The following is a 14,374-nucleotide window of genomic DNA, read 5'->3' on the forward strand; positions in this document are numbered from 1 at the left end:
AGCCTGCGCACCTGCGCCTGCCCCGCGATTCCCAATGTGATGAATCTAGTGCGTCCCGACGCGCTGCGCGACCCCGCCCATCGATATTCTGCCCTGAATACAGATGGAGCCGGACAGTCCTGCCCGGCTCCATCACGCACATGCAATAGTGAAATCAGCCCTGCATTCAGGCGCCACGCGCCATGGCCGGGGCTTCGAACCCGATCACGCGCGCATACTCCCTGGGCACGACATGCCAGAAGCGCGGCAGGGTCTTGTCCCAGTTATGCAGCAGCAGTTCGGCATAACGGCTGCCGGTTTCGCGGGCATGGGTTTCCACCTGTTCACGCAGCATGGCCTCCCATTTCGGGTCCTGCACCCGGCACCACATGACCGTATCGGGGTTGACCCGTTCGGCAAACGTGCCGCTGGCGTCATAGACAAAGGCCATGCCACCGGTGAAGCCCGCGCCGAAATTGTCGCCAATTTCACCCAGGATCACCACCGTGCCGCCGGTCATGTATTCACACCCGTTCGAACCACAGCCCTCGACCACGGCCGTCGCCCCCGAATTGCGCACCGCGAAGCGTTCGCCCGCCTGCCCTGCCGCATACAGCGCGCCTGCGGTCGCACCATACAGGACGGTGTTGCCGACAATCGCATTCTCGTTCGATACAAGGCTGGAAGACGGCGAGGTACGGACCACGATGGTCGCTCCCGACAGCCCCTTGCCAACGTAGTCGTTCGCGTCACCCAGCACCTCAAGCTTGAGGCCCTGCACCGCGAACGCGCCCAGCGACTGCCCGGCCGATCCACGCAGCCGCACCGTCAGGTGGCCCGGCGCCAGCGTGGCCATGCCGAACTGCCGCACGATCAGCGAGGAAATGCGCGTGCCGATGGCACGATGCGTGTTCTGCACGTTGTACTGCAGCTGCATCTTCTCGCCATGGTCGAACAGCGGGCGCGCATCGGCGATCATCTGCGCATCCAGCGTCTCGGGCACCTCGTTGCGGCCCTCACGCGTGCAATAGCGGCCATAGGGGCCGGGATCGGCCTGCGCCAGCAGCGAGTTGAGGTCGAGGTCATCCAGATAATCTGCGCCACGCAGCACCTGATGCAGCAGGTCGGTGCGACCGATGATCTCGTTCAGCGAGGTGAAGCCCAGCGAGGCCAGGATATTGCGCACGTCCTCGGCAATGAAGGAGAACAGGTTGATCACCTTCTCCGGCGTGCCTTCGAACTTGCGACGCAGTTCGTCATCCTGCGTGCACACGCCAACGGGGCAGGTGTTGGAATGGCACTGACGGACCATGATGCAGCCCATGGCGACAAGGCTGGCCGTGCCGATGCCGAACTCCTCCGCGCCCAGCATGGCGGCAATCACCACGTCACGCCCGGTTTTCAGCCCGCCATCGGTGCGCAGCTTCACCCGGTGACGCAGGCGGTTCAGCATTAGCACCTGATGCGCTTCCGCCAGCCCCAGTTCCCACGGCATGCCCGCGTATTTGACCGAGGACTGCGGGCTGGCACCCGTGCCGCCGGAATGGCCCGAAATCAGGATTGCATCGGCCTTGGCCTTCGCAACGCCTGCCGCGATCGTGCCGATGCCCGAACGCGCGACCAGCTTCACGGTCACGGTGGCTTCGGGGTTGATCTGCTTAAGATCGTAGATGAGCTGGGCCAGATCCTCGATCGAGTAGATGTCATGATGCGGCGGGGGCGAGATCAGGGTCACGCCTTCCGTCGCATGCCGCAGCTTCGCGATCAGGCCGGTGACCTTGAAGCCGGGAAGCTGCCCGCCCTCACCCGGTTTCGCACCCTGCGCCATCTTGATCTCGATCTCGCGGCAGTCATTGAGGTACTGCGCGGTCACGCCAAACCGGCCCGACGCGATCTGCTTGATGGCGGATGACGCGTTATCGCCATTGGGGCGCGGCTTCGCACGCGCCGGGTCTTCCCCGCCCTCACCCGAATCGGACTTGGCACCGATGCGGTTCATGGCGATCGACAGTGTCTCGTGCGCTTCGGGGCTGAGCGCACCCAGCGAAATGCCGGGCGCGATCAGGCGTTTGCGCAGTTCGGTAATGCTTTCGACCGATTCCACGGGAATGGGCGTGCGCCCGCCACGGAAATCCAGCAGATCACGCAGGGCAACCGGCGGCTGGCGGCGTACGGCGTCCGCATACCGCTGGTAGACCGAGAAGCTGCCGGTCGAGACTGCCGTCTGCAGCATATGGATCAGATTGCCGTCAAACGCATGCACCTCGCCACTGCGGCGCAGCTTGTAGCGGCCACCGACAGACAGGGTTTCAACGTGTTTGTTCCACGCCTTGTGGTGGAAGCTCAGCACATTGCGCGCGATGCCGGTCAGGCCGATGCCGGAAATGCGCGAGGGCATGCCGGGGAAGAATTCCGCCGTCAGCGCGCGCGACAGCCCGATGGCCTCGAAATTGTAGCCACCACGATACGACGCCACGATGGAAATGCCCATCTTGGACATGATCTTCAGCAGGCCCTTGTTGACCGCCTTGCGGTACCGCTCCACCGCCTCGCTCAGCGTCAGCTTGCCGAACAGGCCACGACGGTGGCGGTCGGCAATGCTTTCCTGCGCAAGGTACGGGTTGACCGTGGTTGCCCCCACCCCGATCGTCACCGCGATCGCATGCACATCCAGCGCACCCGCCGACCGGACGTTCAGCGAGGTGAACGTGCGCAGCGACTGGCGCACAAGGTGCGTATGCACCGCCGCCGTCGCAAGGATCATGGGAATATAGGCGCGGTCACCCGACTGGTGTTCATCCGTCAGGAACACATGGGTACAGCCCTGGCGTACGCGGTCCTCGGCTTCGGCGCGAATGCGCGCGATGGCGGCACGCAGGCCCGCTTCCCCATCCGCCGCAGGGAAGGTGCAGTCGATGGTACAGGCATTCTTGCCACAAAAATCGGCCAGCGCCTGGAATTCACCCGTGGTCAGCACCGGGGAGGGAAGCTGCAGCAGGTCACACTGGCTTTCGCTTTCCTCCAGGATGTTGCCAAGGTTGCCAAGGCGCGTCACCAGGCTCATCACCCGCGTTTCGCGCAGGCTGTCGATGGGCGGGTTGGTCACCTGGCTGAATGCCTGACGGAAGTAATGCGCAAGCCCGCGATAACGGCTGGACAGCACGGCAAGCGGCGTATCATCGCCCATCGACCCGATGGCTTCGGACGCATTTTCCACCATCGGCTGCAGGATGGTTTCAAGGTCTTCCAGCGTCAGGCCAACGGCAAGCTGGCGGCGACGCAGGGTTTCGGCGTCATACAGCACGGGTTCGCTGCCATCGGGGCGGACAATGCTGGAGATTTCCTGCGTCCGCTTCACCCAGGCCGAGAAATCCTGCCGTCCCGACAGTTCATCAAGCAGTTCCTCGTTGCTGTAGAGCTTCGCGGTTTTCAGGTCGAGCGCCAGCGACTGCCCCGGCCCAAGGCGGCCACGGCTGACGATTTCGGCCTCGGGCACCTTCACCATGCCGGTTTCGGAACCCACGATCAGCAGGCCGCCATTCGTAATGGTGTAGCGCAGCGGACGCAGGCCACTGCGGTCGAGTCCTGCAACCATCCACCGCCCGTCGGTAGCGCACAGGGCGGCCGGGCCGTCCCACGGTTCCATCACGGCATTGCAGTAGGAATACATGTCCTTGTGGCGCTGCGGCATGGCGGAATTGCCGCCGACACTGGCCGGAATCATCAGGCAGCGCGCCATAGGTGCGTCACGACCGGCGAAGGTCAGCAGTTCGAACACGTTGTCAAAGCACGCGGTGTCCGACCCCTGCGCCTGCACCACGGGCTTCAGGTCATCCATGTACGGGTCGAGGATGGGATCGGCCAGACGGGTCTCGTGGCTTTTCATCCAGTTGACGTTGCCCGAAATGGTGTTGATCTCACCATTATGGGCCAGCCTGCGGAACGGCTGGGCCAGCTTCCATGTCGGGAAGGTGTTGGTCGAGTACCGCTGGTGATAGATGGCGAAGCGGCTGACGAAACGCGGGTCGAGCAGGTCGGGATAGAATTCCGTCAGGTGTTCGGCCAGGAACATGCCCTTGTAGATCAGCGACCGGCACGACAGCGAACACACATACAGATCGACCTGATTGGCGATCGCGCTTTTTTCGATCCTGCGGCGGATCACATACAGGTCGCGCTCGAATTCGTCTTCCGTGCTGCCGGGCAGGTTGCGGATCAGGATCTGCTCGATCTCGGGACGGGTGGCGTTGGCCTTTTCACCGATGCAATCGGTGTTGATGGGCACCTGACGCCAGCCATAGATGCTGTAGCCGAAGGCGAGGATCTCGCTTTCGATGATCTGGCGGCAGCGTTCCTGTGCCGCGATATCGGTCTTGGGCAGGAAGATCATCCCCACCGCGATCTGGCTGTCCACGCCGCTTTCCGCACCACCGGCATGGATCGCATCGGCAAAGAAGTCCTGCGGGATCTCGACATGGATGCCCGCGCCATCGCCGGTCTTGCCATCGGCATCGACGGCGCCACGGTGCCACACGGCCTTGAGCGCCGCGATACCCGCTTCCACCACGTCGCGGCGCGGCCTGCCATCCAGTGCCGCAACCATGCCCACGCCGCAGGCGTCATGTTCATCGGCGGGGTTGTACAGACCGGAAATGGCCTGTGCGTTGTCTTCCCATTCCTGCACGAAATCGGTCGGCTGGTGTTCAAACTGGTCCATCATGCTTACTCCGCCACCTCGGCCCGTGCGGCCGTCATTTCCTCAAGCCACGCGTGCATCTGGGCTGCCGCGTCGCGCCCGTCGCGGATGGCCCACACCACCAGGCTGGCCCCGCGCACGATGTCACCTGCGGCGAAGACGCCAGGCAGGCTGGTCATGAACGTTTTCCGATCCACCATGAGCGTGCCCCAGCGCGAGACTTCCAGCTCCGGCTGGCCCCACAGCGTGGGCAGCGGTTCGGGATCGAAACCCAGCGCCTTGACCACCAGGTCGGCTTCCAGCGTGAACGCGCTGTTTTCCACCGGTTCGACCGACTGGCGGCCGCTGGCGTCGGGCAGGCCCAGCTTCATGCGGCTGGCGCGCACGCCGGTCACGCTGCCTTCGCCCTCGAACGCCTGGGGCGCGGCGAGCCAGACGAACTCGACACCTTCTTCCTCGGCGTTTTTCACCTCACGCACCGAGCCGGGCATGTTGGCACGGTCACGGCGGTACAGGCATTTAACCGACTTCGCACCCTGCCGGATGGCGGTGCGCACGCAGTCCATGGCCGTGTCGCCACCGCCAATGACCACGACCGACCGGCCCGCCGCGTTCAGCTCACCACTGTCATATTCCGCAACCGTATCACCCAGCGAGACGCGGTTGGACGCCGTCAGGTAATCCAGCGCACGCACGATGCCACCCAGCCCCGCACCGGGACCGCCGATATCGCGTGACTTGTACACACCCGTTGCGATCAGCACGCCGTCATGGCGCGCGCGCAGGGTGGAAAACGCAATGCTGTCCGCGCCGTCCGTGTCGCCAATGCCCTTGCCCAGATGGAACTGGATGCCCGAGTCCACCAGCAGCCGGTGACGGCGCAGGACAATGTCCTTTTCCAGCTTGAAGCCGGGAATGCCATACATAAGCAGGCCGCCGATCCGGTCGTAACGGTCATAGACATGGACCTGATAGCCCTGCTCACGCAGCTGGACCGCGGCGGCAAGGCCACCGGGACCGGCACCGATGATGGCAACGCTCTCATCGCGCTCGACCACCGGCTTCACCGGCTTCACCCAGCCATTATCGAAGGCGGTATCGGTAATGTAGCGTTCGACCGCGCCGATGGTGACGCTTTCGAATCCTTCCTCGATCACGCAGTTGCCTTCACACAGACGGTCCTGCGGGCAGATGCGGCCACAGATTTCGGGGAAGGTGTTGGTGGCGGACGACAGTTCGTACGCCTCCTCCATCCGTCCCGCCGCCGTCATCATCAGCCAGTCGGGGATGTTGTTGCCCAGCGGGCAGTGCACCGAACAGAACGGCACCCCGCACTGTGAACAGCGCGAGGCCTGCGTTTCGGCCTTTGCAGGCACGAATTCGTCATAAATCTCGTTGAAGTCCTTGCGGCGCGCCTCGGCAGGCCGTTTGTCCGGCTGCTCCTGCGCCACAGAGACGAATTTCAGCATGCGCTCGGCCATCGGTCTGCCCCTGGTCTGCATAATGGAAGGACGCCATGGGCACGCGACACGTACCCGCAGCGAGGGACAGACCTACGCAACCCCCCGCACGAATAAAAGACAGCAGTACTGACCTTATTTAAAGAAAACGCCAGAAATTCCCGAAAATCCGAAGTTTCAGGACCATCATCCCATAACCAGCCCCATGGGGGATGGGGTAATGCCCAGCATATCCAGCGTGCGCGCGCCGGGGGCCACGATGTTGTCGATATACAGCAGCCGGACCTGGTCGCGCGTCAGCACATGGCCGGGCAGGTGCTCCAGCACTGCCCCCTGAAGGGTGGCAAGCCAGCGCGGCACCGCGAATAGCGGGCGCGGGTGCCCGCCCCACCGCGCGGCCCACGCCACGATGTCGCGCATGGTCAGGACCTTCGGGCCACCAAATTCAAAAATGGCTCCCGCCATGTCCGCGCCTGTTGCAATACGGGCCAGACCTTCGGCCACGTCCCCCACCCAGACCGGCTGGAACCGTGTCGCCGCCCCGAAGACCGGCACGATGGGCATGAACCGCGCCATGCGCGCGAACATGGCCGGAATGGGTCCGTCCACGCCAAAGATCAGCGATGGCCGCACGATCACGGCTTCGGGCATGGCGCGGCTGACCGCGCATTCCCCCTCCGCCTTGCTGCGGGCGTAGGCGGAGGCACTGCTGACCTGCGCCCCCAGCGCCGAGACATGGATCAGGCGCCCCACCCCTGATGCCGCAGCCAGTCGCGCCACACGCCCGGCCCCTTCCACATGGATGGCCTCGAACGTCTCGGCGCCATAGGGGGAGAGGATTCCCACCAGGTTGATGACCACCTCGCTTCCCTCGATCGCGGCGACGCAGGCCGCCTCGTCCATGATGGAGGCAACGACAGGCACCACCTGCCCCACATCACCCAGCATCCGCAGCGTCGCCGCCTTCGCCGCCGTGCGCCCGACCACGCGCACCACGTAGCCCGCGCGCGCCAGACGTCCCACCACGGACCGCCCCACGAACCCGGCCCCGCCAAAAACCGTCGCCACCTTACGCGTCATAGCCTGCTCCCATCTGTGGCGCATGATTTGCGCTGCCTGCCATTTTCCCATTTTCCAGCCGCGCCAGACAGTCAATTCTTCCCCTGCTGTCTGGACATGCCGGGCGGGAAAAAGAAAAAAATGCGCCTGATTTCAAAAAAATGCATTTCCCCTGTTGACCGTACCGCCGGGCCGGACTAAACACCCCTCACACCACCCCGGCGGCCTCCGCTGGGGAGCCTCTGAGCCCAGATGGCGGAATTGGTAGACGCGCAGGTTTCAGGTACCTGTGGCCGCAAGGTCGTGGAAGTTCGAGTCTTCTTCTGGGCACCATCTCTCTGAAAAATAATGATACTCCCCTCCGGGGACGGACAGGACAGCCCATTCGGGACTGTCCCGTTATCTTTTTGTCTGTCTCCCCGCGCAAATTGGTGTAAACCGCCCACGACGACCTGACTTCACGGGCAGGCCCGCACCCCGCGGCCGGAACGGATGGGACTGCGACACAACGGATCGCCTTCCTTGCGGTTGCGTTCCAGACCTGCCACCGTGAAGCCGACCATCGTGACGGAGCATTTTTTATATGGCTGCAAGCCCGGCCCCCGACGCCATCCATTTCCATCGCGGCGACCTGCCGGCCGGGGTCACGTTTCCCGGCGCCGTGGCCGTTGATACGGAAACAATGGGCCTGAACCCGCACCGGGACCGGCTGTGCCTGGTGCAGCTTTCCGCGGGGGACGGTCATGCCCACCTGGTACAGATGCCGCGCGGCGCCACGGCGGCAGACTGCCCCAACCTCGTGCGCGTGCTGACTGATCCCCAGCGGCCCAAGCTCATGCATTTCGCCCGTTTCGACGTTGCGATCCTGCAGCATACCCTTGGCATTACGGTTGCGCCGAACATCTGCACCAAGATCGCCTCCAAGCTGGTGCGGACCTATACCGACCGTCACGGACTGGCCCATCTGTGCCGCGAACTGCTGGGTGTGGAGCTGAGCAAGCAGCAGCAGACATCTGACTGGGGGGCACCTGACCTGACACCCGAACAGCTGGCCTATGCCGCGTCCGACGTGCTGTACCTGCATGCGCTGTGGGAAAAGCTTGAGGCCCTGCTGCACCGTGAAAACCGCCGTGAACTGGCGCAGGCCTGTTACGATTTCCTTCCAACCCGCGCGCGTCTGGATATCCTGGGATACGAAGAACCGGATATTTTCGCGCATCGCGCAGCCTGATAATGGTTCCCGCGTTTGACCGGGACCCATTTCACGACAATACAGACCCGGCATGAACAGCAGCCTTTCCCCCTCCCTCCCCGCCATTGCAGAAAGCATGTCGCAGGCCCATGCCCGCATGTTGAGCGAGGCATGCAGCGTGCTGCGCACCGAATCCGCCGGCCTGCAGGCCATGATCGCGGCGATGGAAGACTCCGGCCCCGATGGGCGAACGGGGCTGGGTACGGCGTTTGTCCAGGTGGTGGACCGCATCCTGGCGGACAACATGCGCGTGGTGGTGACGGGCATTGGCAAATCGGGGCATATCGGGCGCAAGATCCAGGCGACCCTTGCCTCCACCGGTACGCCCGCCATTTTCGTGCATCCGGCCGAAGCATCGCACGGGGACCTGGGCATGCTGCAGCGCGGGGATGCGGTGCTTGCCATTTCCAATTCCGGCGAAACGAAGGAAATGGCCGACATCATTTCCCATACCCGCCGGTTTGGCATGCTGCTGATCGCCATGACGTCGGTCCCGGGGTCCACGCTGGCGCGCACGGCCGATATCGTGCTGCCGCTGCCGCATACGCCTGAAGCCTGCCCCAACGGACTGGCCCCCACCACCAGTTCCACCATGCAGCTGGCGCTGGGCGATGCGCTGGCCATCGTGCTGCTGCAGCGCCGCAGGTTCAGCGCCAGTGATTTCGGCATCTTCCACCCCGGCGGCCGGCTGGGGCCACAGCTGCGCCGGGTCAGCGAACTGATGCATACCGGCGACGCCATGCCGTTGGGCCCGGCTGGCATGCCGCTGCGGCAGGTCATCATGGAAATCACCCGCAAGGCCTTTGGCTGCATGGGGGTAGTGAACGCGAACAACCGCCTGACCGGCCTGATTACGGACCGCGACCTGCGTCTGGCGCTGGAACAGGATCTGGACCACACCTGTGCCGTCGACATCATGAATGCCAAGCCACAGACCATCGGCCCCGACGTGCTGGCGGCGGAGGCACTGCGCATCATGAACGACCGGCCCCGTCCCATCTCCAGCATTTTCGTGCTGGACGGCAACGACCATCCCGTTGGCATCCTCCACCTTCATGACCTGCTTCGTGCTGGCGTTGCATGACCGATCAGCCGGACGACAACAGGGACGACGGGACCGATCCCAACCAGATCCAGCGTGAGGACTACGCCCGCAGCGCGGCCGACATCGAACGCCAGCGCAGCATATTCGACCAGTCAACCCGCACACGCCTGCTGCCCAATGCCGCCGACCTCGCACGGCGGCAGGCGATCATGCGGTCCGCCAAATGGATGCTGCCGCTTCTGGCGCTTATCCTGCTGGGGTCCATTGCGGCATGGCCTGCGGTGCAGCGCGCGGTCATCATGCATACCGGCACCATGGCACAGATGAGCCATGTGCGCGTGAAAAGCGGCAGCATGCTCAACCCCACCTATCGCGGGCTGGACGATCATGGCCGTCCCTACATGGTCACGGCGGACGAGGCGCGTCAGATTTCAGCCGAACGGATTGACCTGAGCAACCCCGCCGCCGATACATTGATGGATAATGGAAACTGGATGTATGTCACCGCGCGCGACGGCGTCTATATCCAGCATGCGCAGCTTCTGGACCTGACGCATGATGTCACGGTTTACCGCAATGACGGGGCCCTCATGCTCAGCCCCTCGGCCGACGTGGACATGCGCCACAACATCATCGTCACCGACAGCTGGATCCATGGTGAAGGCCCGATTGGCGAAATTGACGTACAGGGCGGCATGCTGGACACACGCGGCGGCATCATGCTGTTTCGCGGGCCGGGCCGCATGATCCTCAACGCAGCGGAAAGATCGAACTGATGGCGCGCGTAACATTCCGCCTGTCGCTTGGCGGCGTCCTTGTGGGGCTGGTGGCGGCACATCCCGTCATGGCGCAGGGGCTGGACATGTCCCATGGGCAGCAGATCAATGTCACCGCCGCCGGTGGCTTCGACTGGGACCAGAACGCGCAGACCGTCACGGCCTATGACCGCGCGCAGGCCATCCGTGGCGACATGACCGTGCGTGCGGACCGGCTGATCGCCTTCTACCGCAAGAAGGCTGCGACCGCCCCGACCGGACAGGCCACACCCGCCGCACCGCAGGCTACGGACGCCAGGCCACCGGGGGCCGATGCACCGCTGGCGGCCCATCTGGGGGTCGCCCCGCCGCCGGAAACCCGCCGCCCCCACATAACGGATGACGGATCCCAGGCCCCGGATGGCGCGACCGCGACGACCAGACCGCCTGCGCCGTCGGCCACACCTGCCGCCCCTACCGGCGCTGACCCTGATGTGGATACCAGCCTGACCACCACATCCGACACGCTGCCACAGGACATGCCCACGCCGGACGCGCCGGCACCCGCGGGCGCGCCGGGCGGGCCGGCGGCCACCGGAACGGGCACCGCCGCAGGTGGTGGGGATGGCAACGGCCCCGGTGGCGGCGCGAGCGAAGTCTACCGCCTGGAAGCCGTCGGCCATGTCCATGCCTTCAACATGAATGACCAGGCATGGGGTGACCATGCGGTGTATGACGTGGACCAGGCCATTCTGGTCATGACCGGCCAGCACCTGAAGATGACGACGCCACAGGACATCCTGACCGCGCGCGACGTACTGGAATACCATTCGCACGACCACATGTCGGTCGCCCGCGGCAACGCCACCATGACCACGAATGACGGACGCCAGCTGCGCGCGGACGTACTGGTCGGATATGACAGGCCAAAGGCGCAGCGCAGCCATCCGCGCCGCGAATGGGATGCAACCCATCCCGATGGAAAGAACCCGTCGGAAAACGCTGATGTTGATGACCGTCCCGCCCCCGGCGCGGGCACGATCGACCATGTCGATGCCTTCGGCCATATCGTGATCCGCACCCGCACCGAAACCATAACCGGCGACCGGGGCGTGTACGTGCCCGATACAGGCATTGCCCGGCTGGTTGGCAACGTGCATATCACCCGTGGGGAAAATCAGGTCAGCGGCACGTCCGCCATCGTGAACATGCACACCGATATCGCGACACTGACCGACAACCCCGGATCACGGGTGAGCGGCCTGGTCATTCCGAACCAGGCGGGCAAAGGTGACAAGGGATCTGCACGATGAACACGACATCCCCGGTGGAACAGTCCACCACCGAACAGCCGGTTGCCCCACCGGAAACGGGGCTGATCGCCAGTGGCATCGGCAAGAGCTACAAAAAACGGCAGGTCGTGCGCGATGTCTCGCTACAGGTGCAGCGTGGCGAAGCCGTGGCCCTGCTGGGCCCGAACGGCGCGGGCAAGACCACCAGCTTCTACATGATCGTGGGGCTGGTGCGCCCGGACATGGGCACCATCACGCTGGATGGCGCGGACATCACGCAGCTGCCGATGTACCGCCGCGCCCGGATGGGCATTGGCTACCTGCCGCAGGAATCAAGTATTTTCCGTGGCCTGAATGTTGAACAGAACATCATGGCCGCGCTGGAGATCGTTGAACCCGACCGCGACCGGCGGCAGACGATGCTCGATGGCCTGCTGGGGGAATTCGGTATTACGCGGCTGCGGCATTCCTCATCCCTCGCCCTGTCGGGGGGGGAGCGGCGACGGCTGGAAATCGCCCGCGCGCTGGCCAGCCAGCCGCATTACATCCTGCTTGATGAACCGCTTGCCGGGATCGACCCCATCGCGGTGGGCGAAATCCGTGACCTTGTGGCACATCTGAAGGATCGTGGCATCGGCGTGCTGATTACCGACCATAACGTGCGTGAAACGCTGGAAGTGATCGACCGGGCCTACATCATGCACAGCGGTCAGGTACTGACGGAAGGCCGGCCCGAGGAAATCGTGGCGAACGAGGACGTGCGCCGCGTCTATCTGGGTGAAAAATTCACGCTATAGACCCTTATGCGCCCACCCTGTGCGCCGGGGCGTGCATGCAAGGGGCCGATCATCGGAAAAGCTGTGGGCTTTCATGCAACGAAGGCATGGACAGCAGCACTGCAACCATGCCCAAATACACCCGTTCGGGATCATGTGCCCGACTGGTACAACGCAACCGCCACCAGCACGCAGCCCGCATGGGAGCAGGATCGTCCCCCAGGATTCATGACAACTGACTGAACGACGGTATCCCGTCTCCCGCATGCGACTGCGTTGTGATCATGTAAGGAGTTACCCCTTATGCACATCAGTGTTGCCGGAAAGCAGATCGACCTGTCCGATGCCCTGAAACACCGGGTAAGCGCCCATCTGGACCGCATTTCGGAAAAATATTTCGGGCAGGCCATGGAAGCCCGCGTTACCTTCAGCCGCGCGCGTTCGTTCTTTACCTGTGACATCAACCTGCATGCCACGCGTGGCCTGACCCTGCGCGGCGAAGGCGAGGCGGCAGACGCCCATTCCGCCTTTGACGACGCAGCCGAACACATTGCCCGCCGCCTGCGGCGCTATCACCGCAAGGCCACCAATCATGGCCACCTCAAGGTCCGCCAGCAGGTGCCCGAAATGGGCCGCGGTTACGTCCTGCGCCCCGGCATGGCCGAACCCCTTGCAGCAGACAGCGAAGACAGCGCCGCCGAAGATGAGGATGCATCGCTGCCGCCCGCAGGCCCCTACGCCACCATCATTGCCGAACACCCGACCGAAATCCCGGCCCTGAGCGTGAGCGAGGCCGTCATGCGCCTTGACCTTGCAGACAGCCAGATCCAGCTTTTCCGCAATACCAAGACCGATACCATCAACGTGTTGTACCGCCGTCCCGACGGCAATATCGGCTGGCTTGACCCCTCCATGCGTCAGGCGGGCTGACACGACAGGCCGGTTCGCGCCCCGCCGCGCGGACTGGCGACACCCGTCAACGCAAATGGCCCTGCCCCGCGAACCGGGACAGGGCCATTGCCTTATGGAATGTAATGAAAGACGCTAGTGCAGGGGCACCGGCATCATTTCGTGCTGGAGGATGGCGTTGATGGCGGTTTCCCGGTCTTCCGTCACCGCCATGGGGGTTCCGTCGGCCGCGTGGATGGCGAATGCATCCTCGCCCTCGACCTCCACCTCACGGATGTAGGCTACCGATTCCATGCCCAGACCGCGCAGTTCCGACGTGCTGATGACAGGGGCCGCATTCACCGCATCATTCTGCAGCAGCACCCGACCATTCTGTGTTGTGACTCTCATCGCGTTATCTCCTGCATCATGAAGGGACGACCGTCCCTTTCCATCTGCATCGCAATACAGGCCGTTCCATTACGGCGTACGCTGTTATTCCTCGTCAATAACCCTCACCATACGTTGCTTGCGGCCGGCGGGTACGTCCACCACGGGCGCGACACGATCGCGCGATGGGGACGACGGTGCACGTCCGATCTCGATCTTGCGCACGCGCACTTCAGGCTGCGGGCGGGCCAGTTCTATATGCAGCAGGCCGTTATCCATCCATGCGCCGCCGACCTCGATTCCCTCGGCCAGGACAAACGCCTTCTGGAACTGGCGGGCGGCAATGCCACGGTGCAGGAAAATCCGTCCCTGACCGTCGTCACTCTGCCGACCGCGAATGACAAGCTGGTTGTCTTCCTGCGTAATGTGCAGGTCTTCCATGACAAACCCCGCCACCGCCAGCGTAATGCGCAGGGTCGTGGGGCTGACCTGTTCTATATTATAGGGCGGATACCCGTCCGACGCATTTTTCGATGCGCGTTCAAGCATCTGCTCCAGATGGTCAAACCCGAGGAACATGGGTGACCCGAAAACTCTTCCCGACAAATCGGCCTCCTCTGCTGCGAGCGAGACAAGAAACGGAAAAACGGACCCGAAACAGCATCCGCATCCCGTCCCTTCACGATATGGGAGAATAATAGCCATGCGCAAGGGGAGGACTTCGTGCCCGCGCCACGGCATTTTGGCCGCCTCCCCTCTGGCATCGCGTGTGGGGACACGCT

The 14,374-nt window shown here is 63.7% G+C and carries 11 protein-coding genes and 1 tRNA gene; 7 read left to right on the forward strand and 5 right to left on the reverse strand.

From position 1 onward, the window contains the following. Positions 1 to 166: 166 nt before the first annotated feature. From gltB to HNO79_RS00670, 3 genes are all read right to left on the reverse strand, one after another. Positions 167 to 4,696, reverse strand: a complete 4,530-nt coding sequence (gltB, locus tag HNO79_RS00660; protein ID WP_372380137.1) for a glutamate synthase large subunit — start codon at positions 4,694 to 4,696, stop codon at positions 167 to 169. Positions 4,697 to 4,701: 5 nt separating this feature from the next. Next, complete coding sequence (locus tag HNO79_RS00665; RefSeq protein ID WP_048855346.1) at positions 4,702 to 6,156, reverse strand: NAD(P)-dependent oxidoreductase; 1,455 nt, start codon at positions 6,154 to 6,156, stop codon at positions 4,702 to 4,704. A 165-nt stretch (positions 6,157 to 6,321) separates the two neighbouring features. After that, positions 6,322 to 7,215 (reverse strand): complex I NDUFA9 subunit family protein, encoded by an 894-nt coding sequence (locus tag HNO79_RS00670; protein WP_214164339.1) that lies wholly within the window; start codon positions 7,213 to 7,215, stop codon positions 6,322 to 6,324. Positions 7,216 to 7,440: 225 nt separating this feature from the next. On the opposite strand from HNO79_RS00670, the gene HNO79_RS00675 reads away from it, so the two are divergent. The 7 genes from HNO79_RS00675 to hpf all read left to right on the forward strand — a co-directional run bounded on the left by HNO79_RS00675 (position 7,441) and on the right by hpf (position 13,244). Beyond that, positions 7,441 to 7,527 (forward strand) — tRNA-Leu (locus HNO79_RS00675). Between the two features lie 250 nt (positions 7,528 to 7,777). Continuing rightward, positions 7,778 to 8,425, forward strand: a complete 648-nt coding sequence (locus HNO79_RS00680) for a ribonuclease D (RefSeq protein ID WP_010513795.1) — start codon at positions 7,778 to 7,780, stop codon at positions 8,423 to 8,425. A gap of 52 nt (positions 8,426 to 8,477) precedes the next feature. Beyond that, positions 8,478 to 9,530 carry a KpsF/GutQ family sugar-phosphate isomerase gene (locus tag HNO79_RS00685; protein WP_214164338.1) on the forward strand — a complete coding sequence of 351 codons (1,053 nt, stop codon included), beginning with the start codon at positions 8,478 to 8,480 and terminating at the stop codon, positions 9,528 to 9,530. Next, positions 9,527 to 10,267, forward strand: a complete 741-nt coding sequence (lptC, locus tag HNO79_RS00690) for an LPS export ABC transporter periplasmic protein LptC (RefSeq protein ID WP_214164337.1) — start codon at positions 9,527 to 9,529, stop codon at positions 10,265 to 10,267. The genes HNO79_RS00685 and lptC overlap by 4 nt, the downstream gene beginning before the upstream one ends. Then, positions 10,267 to 11,559, forward strand: a complete 1,293-nt coding sequence (locus HNO79_RS00695) for an LptA/OstA family protein (protein WP_214164336.1) — start codon at positions 10,267 to 10,269, stop codon at positions 11,557 to 11,559. The genes lptC and HNO79_RS00695 overlap by 1 nt, the downstream gene beginning before the upstream one ends. Continuing rightward, entirely contained in the window at positions 11,556 to 12,335 is a 780-nt protein-coding gene (gene lptB, locus HNO79_RS00700) for an LPS export ABC transporter ATP-binding protein (RefSeq protein ID WP_010513800.1), read from the forward strand. Before HNO79_RS00695 ends, lptB begins: the two co-directional genes overlap by 4 nt. Positions 12,336 to 12,617: 282 nt before the next feature. After that, positions 12,618 to 13,244 (forward strand): ribosome hibernation-promoting factor, HPF/YfiA family, encoded by a 627-nt coding sequence (gene hpf / locus HNO79_RS00705; RefSeq protein ID WP_010513801.1) that lies wholly within the window; start codon positions 12,618 to 12,620, stop codon positions 13,242 to 13,244. A gap of 114 nt (positions 13,245 to 13,358) precedes the next feature. Here hpf and HNO79_RS00710 read toward each other — a convergent pair whose 3' ends face one another. Continuing rightward, positions 13,359 to 13,613 (reverse strand): DUF1150 family protein, encoded by a 255-nt coding sequence (locus tag HNO79_RS00710; protein WP_029329361.1) that lies wholly within the window; start codon positions 13,611 to 13,613, stop codon positions 13,359 to 13,361. Between the two features lie 84 nt (positions 13,614 to 13,697). Next, a complete protein-coding gene (locus HNO79_RS00715; protein WP_010513805.1) occupies positions 13,698 to 14,171 on the reverse strand; it encodes an Hsp20 family protein in 474 nt (157 codons plus the stop codon). Positions 14,172 to 14,374: the final 203 nt, after the last annotated feature.

The organism is Komagataeibacter oboediens, from assembly GCF_018491655.1.
Lineage (GTDB): Bacteria > Pseudomonadota > Alphaproteobacteria > Acetobacterales > Acetobacteraceae > Komagataeibacter > Komagataeibacter oboediens.